This window comes from Streptomyces sp. NPDC049970, assembly GCF_040660235.1.
Lineage (GTDB): Bacteria > Actinomycetota > Actinomycetes > Streptomycetales > Streptomycetaceae > Streptomyces.
Genome location: NZ_JBFALP010000005.1, coordinates 320,781 through 340,644 on the forward strand (window position 1 = coordinate 320,781; position 19,864 = coordinate 340,644).

Sequence of the window (19,864 nt, forward strand, 5' to 3'; positions counted from 1 at the left end):
GGCTAGTTGCCCTCCTCGGCGAACGATGCCTGGTAGGCGGCGAACTGGGCGCGCTCCTCGTCGACGAGCGGGTTGCCGTCGGCGTAGGCGTGGTCGAAGATCGCCAGGCGGTCGGGGTCGGGCATGCCCCGCACCGCTTCGCGCACCCGCTTGCCGAGGGACTCGCTCTCCTCCTCCAGCGCGGTGAAGAACGCCGCGTCGGCGAGGTCCTGCTTCTCCAGGTACGTACGCAGCCGCAGGATCGGGTCCTTGACCTCCCACGCCGCCCGCTCCTCGTCCGCCCGGTACTTCGTCGGGTCGTCGGAGGTGGTGTGGGCACCCATCCGGTACGTGAACGCCTCGACGAGGGTGGGCCCCTCGCCCCGGCGGGCACGCTCCAGCGCCGACCTGGTGACGGCCAGGCACGCGAGGACGTCGTTGCCGTCGACCCGGACGCCGGGGAAGCCGAAGCCCTGCGCGCGCTGGTAGAGCGGCACCCGGGTCTGCTTCTCGGTCGGCTCGGAGATCGCCCACTGGTTGTTCTGGCAGAAGAACACGACGGGGGCGTTGTAGACGGCGGAGAAGGTGAAGGCCTCCGCGACGTCGCCCTGACTGGAGGCGCCGTCACCGAAGTACGCGACCACGGCCGAGTCCGCGCCGTCCTTGGCGATGCCCATGGCATAGCCGGTGGCGTGCAGCGTCTGCGAGCCGATGACGATCGTGTACAGGTGGAAGTTGTTGGTGTTCGGGTCCCAGCCGCCGTGGTTCACGCCGCGGAACATCCCGAGCAGATTGGTCGGGTCGACGCCCCGGCACCAGGCGACACCGTGCTCCCGGTAGGTCGGGAAGACGTAGTCGTCGTCGCGCAGGGCACGGCCGGAGCCGATCTGCGCGGCCTCCTGGCCCAGCAGCGAGGCCCACAGGCCCAGCTCGCCCTGACGCTGCAGCGCGGTGGCCTCGGCGTCGAAGCGCCGGGTCAGGACCATGTCCCGGTAGAGGCCACGGAGCTCGTCCGGGCTCAGGTCGATCTCGAAGTCCGGGTGCTCGACGCGCTCGCCCTCGGGCGTCAGCAGCTGTACGAGCTGGGGCTCGGAACTCTGTGGCGTCTTCGCGGCGCTGGTCCGCTTGCTGCTGCGTCGCGGTTTGCGCGCGGCAGTGCTCTCCACGGTCACGTGCGTGCTCCTCCGTCGGTCCGGCCCCCGGGATGGCCGGGAACCAGTGCGGCTCGCCTGTGTCCGGACCCGTGCACGGGGTGGGTGCCGCTGGCCGGGAACAGGCGTGACAGGTGCCCCGGCGAGCGTCCTGTCATAAGCACGTTACCCAGTGCATCGCACAACTGCGAAACACCTTGTGACCTGCAATTTTGCTTGGATTTCCAAGTAAATCGCAAAAATCGCGAAGTCCTGCTGGTCACAGCACTGGCAACAGCCTGGCAGGCGGCCGGAACAACGGCACGTTATCCCGCCCCGCTAGTGCCAGGGAAGGGCGGACAACAAAGGAGTGTGTGAGACTTCGAATGTGCGCGAAGAAGGAAAAATCACGGTATTCCTGCTCGACGACCACGAAGTCGTCCGGCGCGGTGTCCACGAGTTGCTTTCCGCCGAGGGGGACATCGAGGTCGTCGGCGAGGCCGGCACGGCGGCGGACGCCCTCACCCGGATCCCGGCGACAAGCCCCGACGTCGCCGTCCTGGACGTACGGCTGCCCGACGGCAGCGGGGTCGAGGTCTGCCGCGAGGTCCGCTCGGCGGACGAGAACATCAAATGCCTGATGCTCACCTCCTACGCCGACGACGAGGCGCTCTTCGACGCGATCATGGCGGGCGCCTCGGGCTACGTACTGAAGGCCATCCGCGGCAACGAGCTGCTCGGCGCCGTACGCGACGTGGCGGCCGGCAAGTCCCTGCTGGACCCGGTCGCCACCGCCCGAGTGCTGGAAAGGCTGCGCGAGGGCAAGAACGGCAAGGGCGACGACCGGCTCGCGGGCCTGACCGACCAGGAGCGCAAGATCCTCGACCTGATCGGCGAGGGGCTGACGAACCGGGTGATCGGCGAACGGCTGCACCTCGCCGAGAAGACCATCAAGAACTACGTCTCCAGCCTGCTCGCCAAGCTGGGGATGGAGCGGCGGTCGCAGGCGGCGGCCTACGTGGCGAGGCTCCAGGCCGAGAAGCGCTGAGCTCGGGGGCGGCAGGGACTTTGGTCCCGGGCCGTCGGGGCGGCGGACCCTTACCCCGCCCCTACAGGGTGGCGGAGAGTGGAGCGCATGCCTTTCTCCCGCCCCTACGACACCGGGTCAGTCGCCGACGCGGCTGCCGACGCCGGCCGACCCAGCAGATCCGGTTCCGGTTCCGGTTCCGGTTCCGGTTCCGGTTCCGGTTCCGGTTCCGGTTCCGGTTACACGCCTTACACGTCGAGTCCCGGTTCTTCTTCCGGTCCCGGCTCCGTCGTCACGTCCGGTCCCGGTTCGGTCCACGGCAGGCTCCGCGCCGTCGAGCTGCTCGCCGGCGTCCGGCACGGCAGGCTCGCCTTGAGCATGCGGGCCCTGCCGTTCCTGGCGGTGGCCAGGCATCTGGTGATCGAGGGGCGCGTCGTCCTCCGGATGCACAGGGGACTCGGATTCCACGAGTCCTGCGACGGGAGCGTCGTCGCCTACGGGGCCGACAACGTCAACGCCGCGGACGCCGGTGGGACGGAATCCGGCCCGAAGGAGTTCTGGTCGGTGCAGTTCACCGGACCCGCCGAGATCGTGCATCCCCCCTTCGACCGGCACGAACTCTTCGGCACCGGTCCGTACGAGGTCAACGGCGAACGCTTCGATCCGGTGTACATCCGGATCGATCCGCAGCTCGCGCACATACACACTCTGAGCTACGCCGCAAGTCCGTAAATTCAGCCACACAGTGTCACCTAACATGTGACGAGTGCTGCGCTCATCTGTGACCTTCCCGCCAGTTCCTCCGGTCGGCGAGGTTCTGCGCCGCTACCCGGGTGCCGGTGAACCCCTCGGCTGCGAACCCCTGACCAAAGGGCTGCTCAACCACGGTTACCGCGTGTCCACGACCCGGGGGCCGTACTTTCTCAAGCACCACCTCGACAAGCACCACCTCGACGACGCCAGCGGCGATCACGCCACGATCGTCAGACAGCACCGGGCGACCCAGCAGCTGCACTCGCTCGGGGTGCCGGTCGCCCCTCCCCTCGCGGACACGCACGGTGACACGGTCACGGTGATCGACGGGCAGCGCTATGCCCTGCACCACTGGGTGGACGGTCTCCACCGGGACGGCGCCCAGCTGACGTCCGCCCAGTCACGACGGCTCGGGGCACTGCTCGGCGCCGTACACACCGGGCTGGAGCAGGTCATGGGGGACGACACACCGCCTCCGGTACGAGGGCAGAGCCCCGAGCCCGCCGACACGTTCACGCTGATCGACGAACTGCTGACGGCCGCCCGGGGCATGGGCCCCAGGGACGCGTTCGACGAACTCGCCGTGCACCGCCTCGTCGAGCGCCGGGCCCTGCTGGAACAGCACGCGCACCGCCGCCCTCCCACCCCCGGGTGTTCCGCCAGAGGGTGGGTGCACGGGGACTTCCACCCACTGAACCTGCTCTACCGGGGCGCCGACCCCGTCGCGATCGTGGACTGGGACCGGCTCGGGGTACAGCCGCGCGCGGAGGAGGCCGTGCGGGCCGCGGCGATCTTCTTCGTCCGGCCGGACGGGGAACTGGCACTGGAGAAGGTGCGGGCGTACGCCCGCGCGTACCGGTGCGCGGCGGGCGCGGGAGCAGCCGAACTCGCCGCCGCGGTACACCGCGTGTGGTGGGAGCGGCTCAACGACTTCTGGATACTGCGCTGGCGCTACCGCCTCAACGACCGCAGGGCCGACCCGCAGTTCCCTGCGGTGTCGGCCCTGGCGGTGTGGTGGACGCGGGAGTACGAGGCGGTGGGCGAGGCCTTCACGGGGTGAGGCCCCGCCTCTCCGAGGCCTTCACTGGGTGAGGGCCTCCTCCTTCTCCGCGCGGGTCAGCCCGTGGCGCCCGTGGTGGTGCCCGCGGCGGCGCCCGCCGAGGTCCCCGCGGGAGTACCGGCGGAGGTCCCGCCGTCCGTCGTGCCGCCCGTCTCGTCACCGGTGCTGCCGTCGGTGGTGCCGGCGTCGGTGGTGCCGCCGTCGTCGCCGGTGCCGCCGTCCGTCGTGGTACCGCCGTCAGTCGTGCCCGGGTCGGTCGGGGTGGGCGTGTCCGACGGCTTCTTGGTCGGCTCGGTCGGATCGTCGGACGGGGTCCATGTCGGCTTCTTGGTGGGCCAGCCCTGGCCACCCGTGGAGTTGTCCGGCTGCTCGCTCTCATCCGTCTCCTCGTCCGTCGGGTCCGCCGACGAGGGCGTCTCCGAAGGCGAGACCGAGGGGGAGGGCGACGCCGGGGGCTTCTTGGTGTCGCTGTTCTCGTTGGCCGCCTGCACGGCGAACGCGACGCCCGCCCCGATGGCGATGAGCGCCAGCAGGACGAACAGCCACATCTTGCCGCGGCCTCCGCCGCCGTTGTGACGACCGCCGGCGTAGGCCCCGTCGTCGGGGTTCATGGGCGGAAGGATCGGGCCCTTCGAGGTGTCCCCGTGCACGGGGTGCCCCATCGCCGCCGTACCGCCGCCGATGTTCATCGGCGCCGTGTGACCGGCGTCGTGCGTGTTGACCGGGCCGGTGTTCCACGTGCCGGTGTGCCCGCCCTGGACCTGAAGCATCTGCAGGCTGTACTGGACGAGGCCGCGCATCTCCTCGGCGCTCTGGAACCTGTCGTCCGGGTCCTTGGCCAGGGACCGCATGACGAGGCCGTCCAGCTCCGGCGGGACCGCCGCCCCGGGGGCCTCGGAGGGTGGGAGCGGCATGTCCTGGACATGCTGGTACACGACGGAGAGCGGCGTCTCACCGGTGAACGGAGGCCGCAGGGCGAGCAGTTCGTAGAGCAGGCAACCGGTGGCGTACAGGTCGGAGCGGTGGTCGACCGCCTTGCCGAGCGCCTGCTCGGGGGAGAGGTACTGCGGCGTGCCCATGACCATGCCGGTCTGGGTCATCGTCGACTGGACTCCGTGCAGCGCACGGGCGATGCCGAAGTCCATCACCTTGACCGCGCCGGAGTGGGTGATGATCACGTTCGCCGGCTTGATGTCACGGTGCACGATGCCGTGCTGATGCGAGTACGCCAGGGCCTCCAGCACGCCGGACACGATGATCAGCGCCTGTTCGGGCGGCGGCGCCTCGGCCTCCAGAAGCAGATCGCGGATCGTGTTGCCCTCGACGAGCTCCATCACGATGTACGGGACGGTCGACCCGCCCACGACGTCCTCGCCGGAGTCGTACACCGCGACGATCGCGTGGTGGTTGAGCCCCGCGACCGACTGTGCCTCACGCGTGAAACGGGCCTTGGAGACCGGGTCCTCGGCGAGATCGGAGCGGAGCAGTTTCACCGCGACCGTCCGTCCCAGACGGACGTCCTCCGCTGCGTAGACCTCGGCCATGCCGCCGCGGCCGAGCCGGTGCGTCATGCGGTAACGGCCGTCTCCGACCACACCCCCGACACCCCAGGAGTCGGTGCCATCCGAAACTCCGCCGCCGTTTGCTTCGGATTCGGGTGCCATCAGTCCTCGCCGTCGTATCTGTCCGCACGTCCGCGGGTTCTCACAGTGCCTTGGTGCATTGCGACGTCACGCTACAGCCTCTGTCCGACGCACCGGTTCGAGAGTGACGGGCCATCCAATCGGCTCGCGAGCCGCTCACGCAAATTGCATGCGCTTCCTGTAACGCTTCCGAGACGCTTCTTGTGCGTAGGGTCACGGAACGGGCACCTGGCTTGACGTGTCGTACCCCTCGGGCAGACTTGGCCCGTAACAAGGATCACGCGTCCGTCGGGCGCCGAGGGGGATGCAAGTCATGAGCCACGACGGCGCACACGGCGCACAGGGGCGCTACGCGGGCGGTTCCGTGGCCGGCGGCCGCTACCAGCTCCGCGACCTGCTCGGCGAGGGCGGGATGGCCTCCGTCTACCTGGCGTACGACTCCGCGCTCGACCGCCAGGTCGCCATCAAGACGCTGCACACGGAGCTGGGCCGCGAGCAGTCCTTCCGCGAGCGGTTCCGGCGCGAGGCGCAGGCCGTCGCCAAACTGCAGCACACCAACATCGTCTCGGTGTTCGACACCGGTGAGGACGAGCTCGGCGGCGCGCTGATGCCGTACATCGTCATGGAGTACGTCGAGGGACAGCCGCTGGGCTCCGTGCTCCAGGCGGACATCCGGGAGCACGGTGCGATGCCGGCCGGCAAGGCCCTCAAGGTGACGGCCGATGTCCTGGCCGCCCTGGAGACCAGCCACGAGATGGGCCTGGTCCACCGCGACATCAAGCCCGGCAACGTGATGATGACCAAACGCGGCGTCGTCAAGGTCATGGACTTCGGCATCGCGCGCGCCATGCAGTCGGGCGTCACCTCGATGACGCAGACCGGCATGGTCGTCGGCACCCCGCAGTACCTCTCCCCCGAGCAGGCGCTCGGCCGGGGCGTCGACGCGCGATCCGACCTGTACTCGGTCGGCATCATGCTCTTCCAGCTGCTCACGGGGCGCATCCCGTTCGACGCGGACTCGCCGCTCGCCATCGCGTACGCGCACGTACAGGAGGAGCCGGTCGCCCCGTCGAGCATCAACCGGTCGATCACCCCCGCGATGGACGCGCTGGTCGCCCGCGCGCTGAAAAAGAACCCGAACGAGCGCTTCCCCAGCGCCGCGGCCATGCAGGACGAGATCACCCGCGTGCTCAGCGCGAGCGGCCCCGCGGGGGCTCCGGCGATCATCGGCGGCAGCGGTCCGGCGAACAGCGGCTCGGGCGTCGGTTCGGCGGTCTTCCCGCCCGTCGACCAGACCGCACAGGCACCGCACGGCCTGCAGACGCCGTACCAGCCGCAGCAGCACCAGCCGGGCCCCTACGGACCGCCGACCCCCGCTCCCACGCCGGGCTACGGCTATCCGCAGGCTGCCCAGCCGTACGGAACTCCGGCACACCTGGGGCACCAGACGCAGCCTTCGTACGCGATGTCTCCGCAGACCTCGACGGGCTCGGGCGGTGGCGGCTCCAAGCGGAACATGCCGGTCGTCGTGGCCGCGATCGTGGTCGCCTTGGTCGCGATCGGCGGTCTGGTCGCGTTCATCAACATGAACGGCGACTCGGGGAACGGCAAGGGCGGCGACCCCAGCTCCAGCGAGTCCACCGCGGCCGGCGAGCACAAGCCGCCGGAGCGCAACCGGACGATGGACGAGGAGGACTGCACCGACGCCTACGAGGACACCGACGACCCGGCGAAGGTCCAGGCCCCGAACTTCATGTACAAGGACATCATCTCCGCGAAGTCGTGCGCGGCGGCGGCCGGCTGGACGGTCAAGGTCGTCAAGGTGGAGGGCAACACCTACGCCGAGGACCAGGTCGTCGACCAGTTCCCGACATCGGGCACGGCGGTGGCGGAGCGCGGCGCCCACTTCGAGCTGCGGATCGCCACCGGCGACCCGGCGTGAGCGGCCCCGGGCTGCCTAGTGGCCTGGGCGTCCTCGGCTGCCTGAGCCGCCTGTCAGGAGTCGCCTGGTCGGACTCGGCTGGTCGACCGGTGCTCCGGAGCCGGGCGGAACGGATCAGCGCCCGGCCTCAGTCAGCACGTTCCGGTCTCGGGTAGCCGTCCGCGCTCAGCCAGAACCGAGCGGGCGGCAGGCAGTACTGGGCCGGTGCAGTCAGTATTGAGCAGGGCAGACAGTACTGGGCGGGGGCAGCCAGCTCAGTCCGGCTTTTGGTCGCGCTCCGAGTGCCGGACATATCGGCACATGTGACGCTGATCTCATGTCTCCAGGACTCCTGGCCTCACGGTCGTCACGGTGCGTGGCCTGTCTGGTGATGGCGGCCGGGGCAGCGCTCGGGCCCACTTCCTGGGCGGATGGGAGCGGGAAGCCCGCCGCACCGCTCCAGCGGGCATTCGCGGCACCTGTCGCGTCCACCGCATCCACTGCGTCCACTGCGTCCACTGCGTCCACTGCGTCCACTGCGTCCACGATGTCCGTGGCGTTCTCTCCACCCAAGGTTTCCCCCGGCGAAAGCCCTTCCGCCGAGGAGCCGCTCGCCGGCAGGCAGGCCGGTGAGGGCAGGGCGCGGCCGGGGCGGTCGCTGTCCCCCGTGGAGCTCGCGGACTCCGAGGCCGCGGCGGACGAGATGCCGCCGGACGCGGACCCCGCCGAGGTGCCCGCGTTCACGCCCCCGCCGGACGCGTTCCCCGATCCCGGTGAGAGCGCCACGCAGCGGCAGGCGCTTGACGAGCCCACCGTGCGGCAGGTGCGGGACGTGTCGCTCGGCAGTGGGATCGCGCTGGTGGGGATGGGTCTGGCGTTCCTTTCGTTCCGCATGCGCCGTACGACCTGACCACCGGCAGGGCTCGCTCCGGGGCATCCCGGTGGCCCGGGAGAGGGTGATCATCCCTTCACGGGGGCACCACCATGTGGTGAGGCGGGTGTGCGAGACAATGGCCTCATGGAGATGCCGAGCAATGAACGGTCACAGGAGCACCCCCAGGTCCTCGTAGTGGGGCAGGACGGAATGGCCATCGGCGGTGGTGGCGGTGACGACGATTCGCGCGAGGTCCCGGTGACGGAGATGGTCGAACAGCCCGCGAAGGTCATGCGCATCGGCAGCATGATCAAGCAGCTCCTGGAAGAGGTCAGGGCTGCTCCTCTCGACGAGGCGAGCCGGGTCAGGCTGAAGGAGATCCACTCGAGCTCGGTGAAGGAGCTCGAGGACGGCTTGGCGCCGGAGCTCGTGGAAGAGCTGGAGCGCCTCTCGTTGCCGTTCAACGAGGAGTCCGTACCCTCCGAGGCCGAGCTGAGGATCGCGCAGGCCCAGCTGGTCGGCTGGCTCGAGGGGCTCTTCCACGGTATTCAGACGGCGCTGTTCGCGCAGCAGATGGCTGCCCGTGCGCAGCTGGAGCAGATGCGCCGTGCCCTTCCTCCGGGCGTCGGGCACGAGGGCGAGGAAGCGGTCCCGGACCCGCACGGTCCGGCGCGCTCCGGCCCGTACCTGTAGGTCCCGTACCGGTTGGCCCCGTACCTGTAGGTCCCGGTCCCTGCTGCGACCGTTCAAGCCCCCGGGGGCCCGGCACACGTGACGTACACGATGTGTGCCGGGCCCCGGTACGTGTCCGTCTTCGCCTGCACCTCCACGTCCACGTCGGCCGTCTTCAGCTGGAGCGCCACGTGCGCGGGTGTTCGGCCTCGGGCTGCCGGGCCGGCTCGCCCTTCCGTTCCCGGGCATCGGTCTGCGGTGCTCGACCTCAGGCGTTCGGCGCGGCCAGAAGGATCTTGCCGATGTGGCTGCTGGACTCCATGAGCCGGTGGGCCTCGGCTGCGTCAGGCATCGGCAGCGTACGGTCCACGACCGGCCGGACGACCTCAGCGGCGATCAGCGGCCACACGTGCTCGCGTACGGCGGCAATGATCGCGGCCTTCTCCGCGAGAGGGCGGGCGCGCAGGGACGTCGCTGTGACGGCGGCCCGTTTGCTCAGCAGAGCGCCCAGATTGAGCTCGCCCTTGGCACCGCCCTGGAGGCCGATGATCGCGAGGCGGCCGTTCACGGCCAGGGCACGCACGTTCCGGTCCAGGTACTTCGCTCCGACGATGTCGAGGATGACATCCGCCCCGGCGCCGTCCGTAGCCTTGCGCAGTTCCTCGACGAAGTCCTGCTCCCGGTAGTCGATGAGGATCTCGGCGCCGAGCTCCTGGCAGCGCACCAGCTTCTCGGGCCCTCCGGCGGTCACCGCGACGCGCGCACCGATGGCCTTGGCGAGCTGGATGGCCATCGTGCCGATCCCGCTGGACCCGCCGTGAACAAGCAGGGTCTCGCCGGGGCGCAGATGGGCCACCATGAAGACGTTGGACCAGACCGTCGCCGCCACCTCGGGCAGCGCGGCGGCTTCCGCCAGATCCACGCCTTCGGGAACGGGCAGCAGCTGACCGGCGGGCACGGCAACCTTCTCGGCATAGCCGCCGCCCGCCAGCAGACCGCACACCTCGTCGCCCACGGACCACCCGGACACCCCGGGGCCGAGCGCGAGGACTCGGCCCGCACACTCGAGTCCCGGGTAGGGGGAGGCGCCGGGCGGCGGGTTGTAGAAGCCCTGCCGCTGCAGGACGTCGGCCCGGTTCACCGCGCTGGACACGACCTCGACGAGGACTTCACCCTCGCCTGGTACAGGTTCGGGGACCTCGGCCCATACGAGCGCTTCGGGACCGCCTGGTTCGGGGATCGTGATCGCATACATGGCCGCGAGGCTACTCCGTGAGGAGGCCGGGACGAGAGCGCGAGCCGTCGGCGTCGGGTGCGGGTCCTGTGTCCGGCTCGTATCCGTCCAGCCCTCTCACGGCGGGGCGACGGAACGGCGGAGGCGGGGCGTACGAATACGCTCTACGGCCGCTGGTTGGACTGCGGAGGGTGATTCGTCGGCGAAATGTGCAGGGGTGAGGCCCGCACGATCGTGATCACCCTGTCCGTCAGCTGGAGTGGGCTGGCCGCCGGATCGTCGTATCCGATCAACCGGTGGCCGCGCAGGACACTGACCACCAGGTCCTCGGTCTCCCGGACGTTCCTGCCCACCTCGGCCTTTATCACCGGCCGCTCGACGAGGTCGAGCCCGCTGCCCTGCTGGATGAGGTCCTCCATCACCGTGCCCGCGCTCGGGCTGAGGACGGAAAGGCCCAACAGGCGGCCGGCCGCGCTCGCGCTGGTGATCACGGCGTCGGCGCCGGACTGCTTCAGCAGCGGCGCGTTCTCCTCCTCGCGCACAGCGGCGACGATCTTCGCACCCCGATTGAGCTGACGCGCGGTCAACGCGACCAGCACGGCGGTGTCGTCGCGCTGGGTCGCGATGATGATCTGCCGGGCTTTCTGGAGCTCGGCCCTCAGCAGCACGTCGCTACGCGTCGCATCGCCCAGTACGCCCACGAAACCTTCCGCGTTGGCCGCTTCGATCACCTTGCCGGCCGGATCGACGATGACGATCTGGTCCTTCTTCAGCCCGGTCGCACAGAGCGTCTGGATTGCCGAGCGGCCCTTCGTGCCGAAGCCGACGACAACGGTGTGTTCACGCAAGTTGCTTCTCCAACGGTTCAGCCGGAAATCCTCCCGGGTCCGCTCCGTAAGGACCTCCAGAGTGGTGCCGACCAGGATGATCAGGAAGAGCACGCGCAGCGGCGTCACCAGGATGACGTTGACCAGCCGGGCCGGATCGCTGTAGGGCACGATGTCGCCGTAACCGGTCGTCGACAGCGTCACCGTCGCGTAGTACACGGCGTCGAGGAAGTCGACCTTGCCGTCCGCGTTGTCGTGGTAACCGCCCCTGTCGGCCCAGACGATGAAGACCGTCGCGGCCAGCACAGTGAGAGCCATCGCCAGCCGCTTGGCCACCTGACGCAGCGGCCTGTCGACGACACGCCGAGGCAGGAGCACCCGGGTGGGTACGACATGTTCGTCTGCGCGCCTGGCCATCGCATCGTGGCCGGGAAGTTTCACGTGAAACACCCTTCCGTCCACGGCGACGCCGAGGCCCAAGGTAGATCGAGGATCTCCACCTCGGTGCCGGACCGTACCCCGCCGGGCGGCACCACTGCCAGCCCGTCCGCGGCGGCGACCCCCCTCAGCATGGCGGGGCCGTTGTAGTGCAGGGGCAGAACACTGTCGTCGCAGTGCACCACCGGGACCAGCCGGGTGTCGTGCGGGTGCCCGTGCACCTCTTCGTGCACCGGCGCGCGGTACGGCTCCTGGGCGGTCCGGCCCGCGATGCCGCGTAGCAGGGGTTCGGCGAGCGTCAGCAGTCCGGACACCGCGGCGAGGGGGTTGCCCGGTAGGCCGACCAGGCAGGGTCCACCCTCGGGCAGCCGGGCGAGGAGCATCGGGTGGCCGGGCCGTACGTCCACCCCGTCGACCAGCAGCTCGGCCCCGATCCGAGCGAGCACCGGATGGACATGATCCACGGGGCCGGACGCGGTACCGCCCGTGGTGAGGATCAGATCGGCGTTGGAGGCGCTGACTGCCTCGCGGAGCGCCTCGGCGTCGTCGCCGAGCCTCAACGGCTCGGCGACCTCCGCGCCCAGGGCACGGAGCCACGGGGCGAGCATGGGACCGAGCGCGTCCCGGATGAGGCCGTCGCGCGGAAGCCCCGCGGTGAGCAGCTCATCGCCGAGGACGAAGACGTCCACACGGGGCCGGGGTACGGCGACGAGGGCGTCGTACCCCGCAGCGGCTGCCAACCCCAGAACGGGTGGGGTCACCACCGTTCCGACGGGCAGGAGCTCGTCACCGGAACGGCACTCCTGGCCCCGTGGCCGGATGTCCTGCCCCGGGACGACCTCACGGGTCGCGTGCAGCACCCCCTTGGCCTCGTCGGCGTGTGCGTGCTCGCTGCGGATCACGGCGGTGGCCTCGGCGGGGATGCGGGCACCCGTGGCGATTCTCAGCGCCTCACCGTCGGTGAGGCACGCCGTGGCCCCACGCCCCGCGAGCAGTCCCGCACCCTCCCGCACGGCCCACGGTCCTGGTCCGGCGACGACCCAGCCGTCCATGGCCGAGGTGTCGAACGACGGCAGGTCGGTGAGCGCTACGACCGCCTCCGCCAGCACATGCCCGAGAGCTCGGTCCAGGGGGAGCCGATGTGCAGCCAGGGGAGCGGCCCGGCCGAGACGCTCGGCCAGAGCGCGTGCCTCGGCCCATGGAGTGGTGCGGGCTCCCTGAACGTGCGACGGGGTCGCGGAACCACCCGCAGGTCTCGCGCGGCGCCTCGGTGCACCCGACGGCGAAGCGTCCGGGGCGTGTGCGCCCGGGGCGTGTGCGCCCGAGGGAGAACGCCTCGGGTGCACCGCGCCTGCACCGGCTGTGCCGGCTTTCTCCGGGTCCGGGTCGACTGCGCCGGGGTTCGCTGCGCCGGGTTTCCCCACGCCCGACTGCTCGGGGCATGGTTGCTGCACACCTGACTGCGGAGGCCCCGACTGCTGCGCGCCGGGCTGCTCGGTATCCAGGTCCGCAGTACCCGCAGTAGGAGCCCCGGAGGTGGGAACACCTGAGGTCGAAGCGCCTGCGGTCGAGGCGACCGAGGGCGAAGCGCCCGGAGCCGAAGCACCCGAGGGAGGGCTGGTGGGCCGGGCCCGGCCAGCCGGCGCGGACAGCGGAGCCGTTGCGCCGGACCAGGCGTGCGGGGCGTGATCGGCCTGCGGCTGCCGCGCGACGAGAGCGAGGGCCTGTTCGACTGCCCGCTCCTCTTCCTCCGCTGCCAGCTGTTCACGGGCAGCCCGCTCGGCCTCGGCCGACCGCGCCTCGTCCGTGGCCGACCGCGCCTCGTCCGTAGCTGCCCGCGGCGCTCGGGCTGCCCACTCGGCCCCGGTCACTCGGTCAGTCCGCGACAGCCGGCACGTTTCCCGAGATCGGTCGGTCAGCGGGTCGGTCAGCGGGGATCGGTCCATCTGCGACGGCCGGCACGTTTCCGGGGGCGGGTCCGTCAGCGGGGGCGGGTCCGTCAGCCGGGGTCGGTCCGTCAGCGGGGGGCGGTCCGCGTAAGGAGGCAGGCCCGTCTGTGGCGGTCGGTCCGCCTGCTGGCTTCGCTCGGTCTGAGGGTGTTCCGTACGCCGAGGGCTCTCCGCGGACCACGGTGGAGAGGTTCGAACCGGCCGAGCCTCGTCCTCGTGTGCCGTCATGGCGTTTCGGGCCGGTTGCCCGATGCCGTTTCCTCCTCCCACCGGAGCGCGAGGGCGACGGCCTTGCGCGATGCCTCCGCCACTGCTTCCGCAGCGGCCTCCGGGCCCTTCCCGCTGCTCGCCGTAGCCGCCGCGTACCCCACCAGGAAGGTGGTCAGCGGTGCGGCGGGCCGGGCCACGCCGTGGGCGGCGTCACGGGCGAGATCGAGCAGGACGCCGGTGTCGACGTCGAGTTCGATGCCCAGTTCGTTCTTGACTGCGGTGATCCATTCGTCCAGCACGGCCCCATGCTCCCTGATCCGCGCTCTGGCGGCAGCAATGTCTTCCCAGGTGTCGCAGTCGAAAGACGCGAGAGGGCCCGCCTCGACCCTGGCCACATCCAGTTCAGCCGTCAGCAACCGCAGCGGGAGGCCGGCGAGACCACCGTGCTCCGTGGCGACCAGGGCGAGCTCGCGGCGCAGCGGCTCCGCACGATAGACAGCGACCAACGGCTGGTCACGGCCGTCGGGATCGATGCACACGGCTCCGTCACAGGCTCCTGGCTCCACCGCGGCCAGCAGTGAGCGGACGGTCGACTCCTCCAGAAACGGCAGATCCGCCGAGAGCACCAGAACGCACTCCGCCGTCGTGTGTCGGACCCCGGCACCCAGCGCGGCCAATGGCCCTCCGCCCTCGGGCACTTCACGCGTCCAGGTGACCGGACGCACGGTCGGCCTGCGCCCGCCCACCACCACGGTGGATCCGGCGTCGGCACAAACGGCGAGCACCCGGTCGAGCAGCGCACGCCCGCCTACGCGGACCCCCGGCTTGTCGGCACCCCCGAGCCGCTTGGCGGCACCTCCGGCAAGAACGATGGCGTCATACGCGGTCATGCCCCGAGTATGCGGGCCATGCGCTGGTGGCGGTCCCTCCTGAGACCGAACTCGCCTCCGGAGGGACCGAACTCACAGCACCACCGCACGCGGCACCGCCCACGGACGGCCGTCGCTACAGCGTGCGCAGCAGCAGTGACGGCTGCTCCACGCAGTCGGCCACGTACCGCAGGAAGCCTCCCGCCGTACCACCGTCGCAGACCCGGTGATCGAAGGTGAGCGAGAGCTGAACGACCTGGCGTACGGCCAACTCACCGCCGTGCACCCAGGGCTTGGGCACGATCCGGCCGACACCGAGCATGGCCGCCTCGGGATGGTTGATGATCGGTGTCGAGCCGTCCACGCCGAACACCCCGTAGTTGTTCAGAGTGAACGTCCCGCCGGTGAGCTGTGCCGGTGTCAGCTTCCCCGTACGGGCAGCCTCGGTCAGCCGGGCGATCTCCGCTCCGATCGACTCGGCGTTCCGTGTGTGGGCATCCCTGATGACCGGGACCACCAGACCACGCTCGGTCTGGGCGGCGAAGCCCAGATGGGCGCCCGACAGCCGCACGATCTCCCGGGCCTCGGCATCCACCGTGGCGTTCAGCTCGGGGAACCGGGCCAGAGCGGCCGTACAGATGCGGGCCAGCAGCGCCAGCACAGACACCTTCGGGCCGCCCGCAGACCCTCCTGCGGCGTTCATGGCTGCTCTCGCGGACATCAGCTCGGTGGCATCCGCGTCGACCCAGCAGGTGGCGTCCGGAATTTCGCGCCGACTGCGCGCCAGCTTCTCGGCGACCGCGCCCCGTATCCCGCGCAGGGGGATCCGCTCGGCCGCAGTCTTCGGCGGCGCCGGTCGGGCCAGCGGCTGACCGGCGGCGGGCATCGCGTCCAAGGCCCGGATGGCGGATTCCACGTCACTGCGCAGAATCAGCCCGTCCCGCCCCGTCCCGGCGATCTCCCGGAGGTCGAGATCGTGCTGTCGCGCCAGTTTCCGCACCAGCGGAGAGATCACCGCGACAGGCCCCGTCGGCTTCGTCGGTTCCGCGGCAAGGACGGAAGCCTCGACCGGAACAGGTACCGGCGGCGGAACCGAGGCCGGCACGGAGGCAGGGACAGCAGACACGGCCGCCGGTGCCGAGATTGGAGCCTCGGACAGGGCCGGAGCCGAGGCAGCCGCCGACGACCGGCTCGCGGACGACACAGGGGCAGGCCTGATACGACGGCGTCGCGCCGCAGGTGCGCCCGTGCCGTAGCCGACGAGCACATTGCCGGACGTCCCGCTGTCCGCGGCCGCGCCCGACGCCGCGGGTGTGTCCGAGGCGGCGGACGCGTCCGAGGCCGCGCGGCCCGCGGACGACTTCTTCGAGCCGACCGCCACCGTCAGCAGCGGTGCGCCGACCGGTAGTTCAGCGCCCTCGGCGCCGAACCGCGCCGTCACCACGCCCCCGTACGGACAGGGCACCTCCACCATGGCCTTGGCCGTCTCGACCTCGACGACCGGCTGGTCGACGACAACGACATCGCCGACCTCCACCAGCCAGCGCACGATCTCGGCCTCGGTCAGCCCTTCGCCCAGATCAGGCAGCTTGAATTCGAGCACCTGCGCCATCAGCCCTCGGCCTCCCACTGAAGACGGGCGACCGCGTCGAGGACCCGGTCCACGCCCGGAAGATGGTGCCGCTCCTGCATCGGCGGCGGATAAGGGATGTCGAACCCCGCGACACGCAGGACCGGCGCCTCCAGATGGTGGAAGCACCGCTCGGTCACCCGTGCGGCGATCTCGCCTCCCGGACCGCCGAAGCCGGAGGACTCATGCACGACCACCGCGCGCCCCGTCCGGCGGACCGAGGCAGCGACGGTCTCGTCGTCGAACGGCACCAGGGAGCGCAGATCGACCACCTCGAGGTCCCAGCCCTCGGCCGTGGCCGCCTCCGCGGCCTCCAGGCACACCGGGAGGGACGGACCGTAGGTGATCAGCGTCGCGCTCCGCCCGGGGCGCCGGACCACTGCCCGCCCTATGGGCTCGACCGGGGTCGGCGCGTCCGGCGACCAGTCGGCCTTCGACCAGTACAGCCGCTTGGGTTCCAGGAAGACCACCGGGTCGTCGGATGCGATCGACTCCCTCAGGAGCCCGTAGGCGTCGTCGACCGTGGCCGGCATGACGACGTGCAGTCCAGGCGTCGCCATGTAGTACGCCTCGGAGGAATCGCTGTGGTGCTCGACCCCGCCGATCCCGCCGCCGTAAGGCACCCGCACCGTGATCGGCATCGGCATGGCGCCCCGGGTGCGGTTCCGCATCTTGGCGACATGGCTGACGAGCTGCTCGAACGCCGGATACGCGAAGGCGTCGAACTGCATCTCCACCACGGGCCGCAGCCCGTACATCGCCATGCCGACGGCCGCGCCGAGGATTCCCGCCTCTGCCAGAGGAGTGTCCGTACAGCGGTCGTCGCCGAACTCCTTCGCGAGGCCGTCGGTGACGCGGAAGACCCCGCCCAGTGTGCCGACGTCCTCACCGAGGACGTGAACCGTCGGGTCCTGCGCCATCGAATCACGCAACGCCCGCCCGAGCGCCTGCGCCATCGTGGCCGGCTTGGCCCTGCCGGCCCGTGTGCCGACCGTCGCCGCAGCGGTGCTCATCGCCGTTCCTCCACGCCGTTCTCCTCCTGCGGACCGTGCTCGGCGTCCAGTTCTCCGCGCAGCGTCCCGGCCTGCTCACGCAGTTGCCCGGTCTGCTCCTCGTAGACATGGGTGAACAGATCCATCGGGTCCAGCACCGGATCGGCGTTCATCTGCTCACGAAGCCCCTCGGCCATGAGGTCCGCCGCCTCCCGCACCGTCGCGATGCCTTCCTCGTCCAGCAGCCCGCGCTCTGTCAGCTCCCGCTCCAGAAGCCGGATCGGGTCGTGGGCACGCCATGCCTCCACCTCGCCGTCACCGCGGTACCGGGTCGCGTCGTCGGCGTTCGTATGGGCGTCCATGCGGTACGTGACCGCCTCGACCAGCGTCGGTCCCCCACCTCGCCTGGCCCGCGCCACCGCCTCGCCGAGCACCTGGTGCATCGCTGCGGCGTCGTTTCCGTCGACGAGGCGGCCCGGCATCCCGTATCCCACGGCCTTGTGGGCGAGGGACGGCGCCGCGGTCTGCTTGGCCAGCGGCACGGAGATCGCGAAGCCGTTGTTCTGCACGAGGAAGACGACCGGGGCCTGCCAGACGGCCGCGAAATTCAGCGCCTCGTGGAAATCCCCCTCGCTCGTCCCACCGTCACCGACCATGGCGAGCGCCACTACGTCGTCGCCCTTGAGACGCGCCGCGTGCGCCAGGCCCACGGCGTGCGGCAGCTGGGTGGCCAACGGTGTGCACAACGGGGCGATGCGGTGTTCACGCGGGTCGTACCCGGTGTGGCGGTCGCCCCGCAGCAGGGTCAGGGCGTCGACCGGGTCCAGACCCCGAGCCACGGCGGCGAGGGTGTCGCGGTAGCTGGGAAAGAGCCAGTCACGCTCCTCCAGCACCAACGCGGCGGCGATCTCGCAGGCCTCCTGGCCGGTGCTCGACGGATACACCGCGAGCCTGCCCTGCTTCGTCAGTGCCGTGGCCTGCGCGTTGTACCGACGACCGCGCACCAGCTCGGCGTACAGCCGCAGCAGCAGCTCCGGTTCGGCGTCGGCCGCCGCGTCCGTTCCGAGCACGCGGAACGGCTCAGGGTCCGGGAGCAGCGGCGCGGGGTCGGTGAGCGGCTTCCAGGCCGGGGGCGGCGTGGGCCTGTAGGCGGCTGCGCCGGGCAGCTCTTGGACCGTCATGACAAGCACCTCCTGGCATCGAGATATATCGAGGAGTATCGAAATCTGCAGGAATGTCGGGGCGTGAGCGAGGCGACGGTGTGGTGCGCCTCACCTACCGATTGTTCGGTCGTGAGCGCAATTTGGCTACAGGCACCCTCAGCCTGTGGACAAACGGTTCTCCACAGCCTGTGATAGAGCCAGGTCGTCCACAACAGGGAGGCGCGGGTAGATGGCAGCTGAACAAATGGCTGACCGGGGCGGGGATACCGGCCGCACTCCCCCCGCACGCCCGCTGGACTCCACCGACCGCGCCATCCTGCGCATCCTCCGGACGGATGGCCGGGCCTCGATACGCGCGGTCGCCGAACGCGTCCACGTGTCGCGGGCCAACGCGTACGCCCGGATCAACCGACTCGTCGAGGACGGCGTGATCCGGGGCTTCAGCGCCCGCGTGAACCACGAACGAGCGGGACAGGCCGCGTCCGCCTACATCACGCTCAAGATCGTCCAGAACTCCTGGCGCACCGTGCGCGAACAGCTCCAGGCCCTGCCGGGCGCCACCCACATCGCCCTGGTCAGTGGCGACTTCGACGTGCTGCTCCTGGTCCACACCCCTGACAACCAGGCACTTCGCGAGCTGGTCCTCACCCGGATCCAGGCCATACCGGAGGTGCTCTCTACACGAACCCTGCTGGTGTTCGAGGAAACGGACCTGGGCCCGCGTCCGGAACGCCCGGCGGAGCTCGCCTGACGCGCCGCCGCACGACGGCGCCCGCCCGACACGCGACGGGTCCCGACACACGAGGGCCTTGGCACCACGGCGGTCCTGTCACACGACCGCCCTGGCCCACAGCCCACAGCCCACAGCCCTAAGGATCAGCCGGCGCGCATCCCGTCGAAGGCGAGCCGGACGACCGTATCGGCCAACTGCTCCGCCTCCGAGGTACCGCCCGGCTGCGGGCGGTACCACTCCACCAGCGAGTTCACCATGCCGAACAGCAGCCGGGTGGCAAGGCGTATGTCCACGTCGGCCCGCAGGTCGCCCTCCGCCACGGCGGCCGTGAGCAGCTCGGACACCCGCTGGTCGAACTCGCGCCGACGCTCCAGGGCCCAGCGCTCCGTCCTGGTGTTGCCGCGCACCCGGAGCAGCAACGTGACGTACGGCAGCTCGTCCATCAGAACTTCGACCGTGCGGCGAGTGACGTACTCGACCCTGGCGATGGCTCGGCCGCGTGTCGCCCCGGCCTCGTCGAGAATGCCGAAGAGCCCGTCGAGCGCGCGGCACACCGCCCGCCGCAGCAGTTCCTCCTTACCCACCACGTGGTGGTAGATCGAGGACTTGGAGATGCCCGCCGCCTTGGAGAGGTGCTCCATGGACGTGCCGTCGTAGCCGCGCTCGTTGAAGACACGGACGGCAACGGTGAGGAGTGTCTCCGGGGTGTACGTGTCCCGCTTGGGCGTGGTCATGTCCGCGATCCTCCCCCATGAGTTGT

General features: G+C 70.5%; 17 protein-coding genes. 7 read left to right on the top strand and 10 right to left on the bottom strand.

Translation table 11 applies throughout. From position 1 onward, the window contains the following. Positions 1–2: 2 nt before the first annotated feature. Positions 3–1,151, bottom strand: a complete 1,149-nt coding sequence (pdhA, locus tag AB0I83_RS12635; RefSeq protein ID WP_356534604.1) for a pyruvate dehydrogenase (acetyl-transferring) E1 component subunit alpha — start codon at positions 1,149–1,151, stop codon at positions 3–5. A 346-nt stretch (positions 1,152–1,497) separates the two neighbouring features. Here pdhA (AB0I83_RS12635) and AB0I83_RS12640 point away from each other — a divergent pair, with 346 nt between their 5' ends. From AB0I83_RS12640 to AB0I83_RS12650, 3 genes are all read left to right on the top strand, one after another. After that, positions 1,498–2,157 carry a response regulator transcription factor gene (locus tag AB0I83_RS12640; RefSeq protein ID WP_356534602.1) on the top strand — a complete coding sequence of 220 codons (660 nt, stop codon included), beginning with the start codon at positions 1,498–1,500 and terminating at the stop codon, positions 2,155–2,157. Positions 2,158–2,475: 318 nt separating this feature from the next. Then, positions 2,476–2,868: a pyridoxamine 5'-phosphate oxidase family protein gene (locus AB0I83_RS12645; protein ID WP_363304643.1), complete on the top strand. Its 393-nt coding sequence runs from the start codon at positions 2,476–2,478 to the stop codon at positions 2,866–2,868. 34 nt (positions 2,869–2,902) lie between these two features. Then, on the top strand, positions 2,903–3,949 hold the full coding sequence (locus tag AB0I83_RS12650) for a phosphotransferase (RefSeq protein WP_363304558.1): 1,047 nt from the start codon (positions 2,903–2,905) through the stop codon (positions 3,947–3,949). Between the two features lie 56 nt (positions 3,950–4,005). On the opposite strand, the gene AB0I83_RS12655 is transcribed toward AB0I83_RS12650, so the two are convergent. Next, the gene (locus tag AB0I83_RS12655) at positions 4,006–5,613 is read right to left on the bottom strand and encodes a protein kinase (RefSeq protein ID WP_363304559.1); all 1,608 of its coding nucleotides are present in this window, start codon (positions 5,611–5,613) and stop codon (positions 4,006–4,008) included. A gap of 292 nt (positions 5,614–5,905) precedes the next feature. Here AB0I83_RS12655 and AB0I83_RS12660 point away from each other — a divergent pair, with 292 nt between their 5' ends. The 3 genes from AB0I83_RS12660 to AB0I83_RS12670 all read left to right on the top strand — a co-directional run bounded on the left by AB0I83_RS12660 (position 5,906) and on the right by AB0I83_RS12670 (position 9,080). Next, complete coding sequence (locus tag AB0I83_RS12660; RefSeq protein WP_356534595.1) at positions 5,906–7,534, top strand: protein kinase; 1,629 nt, start codon at positions 5,906–5,908, stop codon at positions 7,532–7,534. Between the two features lie 532 nt (positions 7,535–8,066). Further along, a complete protein-coding gene (locus tag AB0I83_RS12665; protein ID WP_363304560.1) occupies positions 8,067–8,423 on the top strand; it encodes a hypothetical protein in 357 nt (118 codons plus the stop codon). A 108-nt stretch (positions 8,424–8,531) separates the two neighbouring features. Continuing rightward, positions 8,532–9,080 (top strand): bacterial proteasome activator family protein, encoded by a 549-nt coding sequence (locus tag AB0I83_RS12670; protein ID WP_356534592.1) that lies wholly within the window; start codon positions 8,532–8,534, stop codon positions 9,078–9,080. Positions 9,081–9,327: 247 nt separating this feature from the next. Here the strand turns inward: AB0I83_RS12670 and AB0I83_RS12675 are convergent, their stop codons facing one another. From AB0I83_RS12675 to pdhA (AB0I83_RS12705), 7 genes are all read right to left on the bottom strand, one after another. Then, complete coding sequence (locus AB0I83_RS12675) at positions 9,328–10,314, bottom strand: NAD(P)H-quinone oxidoreductase (RefSeq protein ID WP_363304561.1); 987 nt, start codon at positions 10,312–10,314, stop codon at positions 9,328–9,330. A gap of 143 nt (positions 10,315–10,457) precedes the next feature. Further along, entirely contained in the window at positions 10,458–11,600 is a 1,143-nt protein-coding gene (locus AB0I83_RS12680) for a potassium channel family protein (RefSeq protein WP_356534588.1), read from the bottom strand. Then, entirely contained in the window at positions 11,558–13,318 is a 1,761-nt protein-coding gene (locus AB0I83_RS12685) for a molybdopterin-binding protein (RefSeq protein ID WP_363304644.1), read from the bottom strand. Before AB0I83_RS12685 ends, AB0I83_RS12680 begins: the two co-directional genes overlap by 43 nt. Positions 13,319–13,731: 413 nt before the next feature. Then, positions 13,732–14,607: an NTP transferase domain-containing protein gene (locus AB0I83_RS12690; protein WP_356841177.1), complete on the bottom strand. Its 876-nt coding sequence runs from the start codon at positions 14,605–14,607 to the stop codon at positions 13,732–13,734. Positions 14,608–14,722: 115 nt separating this feature from the next. Then, positions 14,723–16,198, bottom strand: coding sequence for a dihydrolipoamide acetyltransferase family protein (locus AB0I83_RS12695; protein ID WP_363304562.1), 1,476 nt, complete (start codon positions 16,196–16,198; stop codon positions 14,723–14,725). Then, positions 16,198–17,229 carry an alpha-ketoacid dehydrogenase subunit beta gene (locus tag AB0I83_RS12700; RefSeq protein ID WP_356841174.1) on the bottom strand — a complete coding sequence of 344 codons (1,032 nt, stop codon included), beginning with the start codon at positions 17,227–17,229 and terminating at the stop codon, positions 16,198–16,200. Before AB0I83_RS12700 ends, AB0I83_RS12695 begins: the two co-directional genes overlap by 1 nt. Further along, positions 17,226–18,389: a pyruvate dehydrogenase (acetyl-transferring) E1 component subunit alpha gene (gene pdhA, locus AB0I83_RS12705; protein WP_363304563.1), complete on the bottom strand. Its 1,164-nt coding sequence runs from the start codon at positions 18,387–18,389 to the stop codon at positions 17,226–17,228. Before pdhA (AB0I83_RS12705) ends, AB0I83_RS12700 begins: the two co-directional genes overlap by 4 nt. Before the next feature lie 211 nt (positions 18,390–18,600). Here pdhA (AB0I83_RS12705) and AB0I83_RS12710 point away from each other — a divergent pair, with 211 nt between their 5' ends. Next, a complete protein-coding gene (locus AB0I83_RS12710; protein ID WP_356534580.1) occupies positions 18,601–19,122 on the top strand; it encodes an Lrp/AsnC family transcriptional regulator in 522 nt (173 codons plus the stop codon). Positions 19,123–19,247: 125 nt separating this feature from the next. Here the strand turns inward: AB0I83_RS12710 and AB0I83_RS12715 are convergent, their stop codons facing one another. Continuing rightward, positions 19,248–19,838 carry a TetR/AcrR family transcriptional regulator gene (locus tag AB0I83_RS12715; RefSeq protein WP_363304564.1) on the bottom strand — a complete coding sequence of 197 codons (591 nt, stop codon included), beginning with the start codon at positions 19,836–19,838 and terminating at the stop codon, positions 19,248–19,250. Positions 19,839–19,864 lie beyond the last annotated feature (26 nt).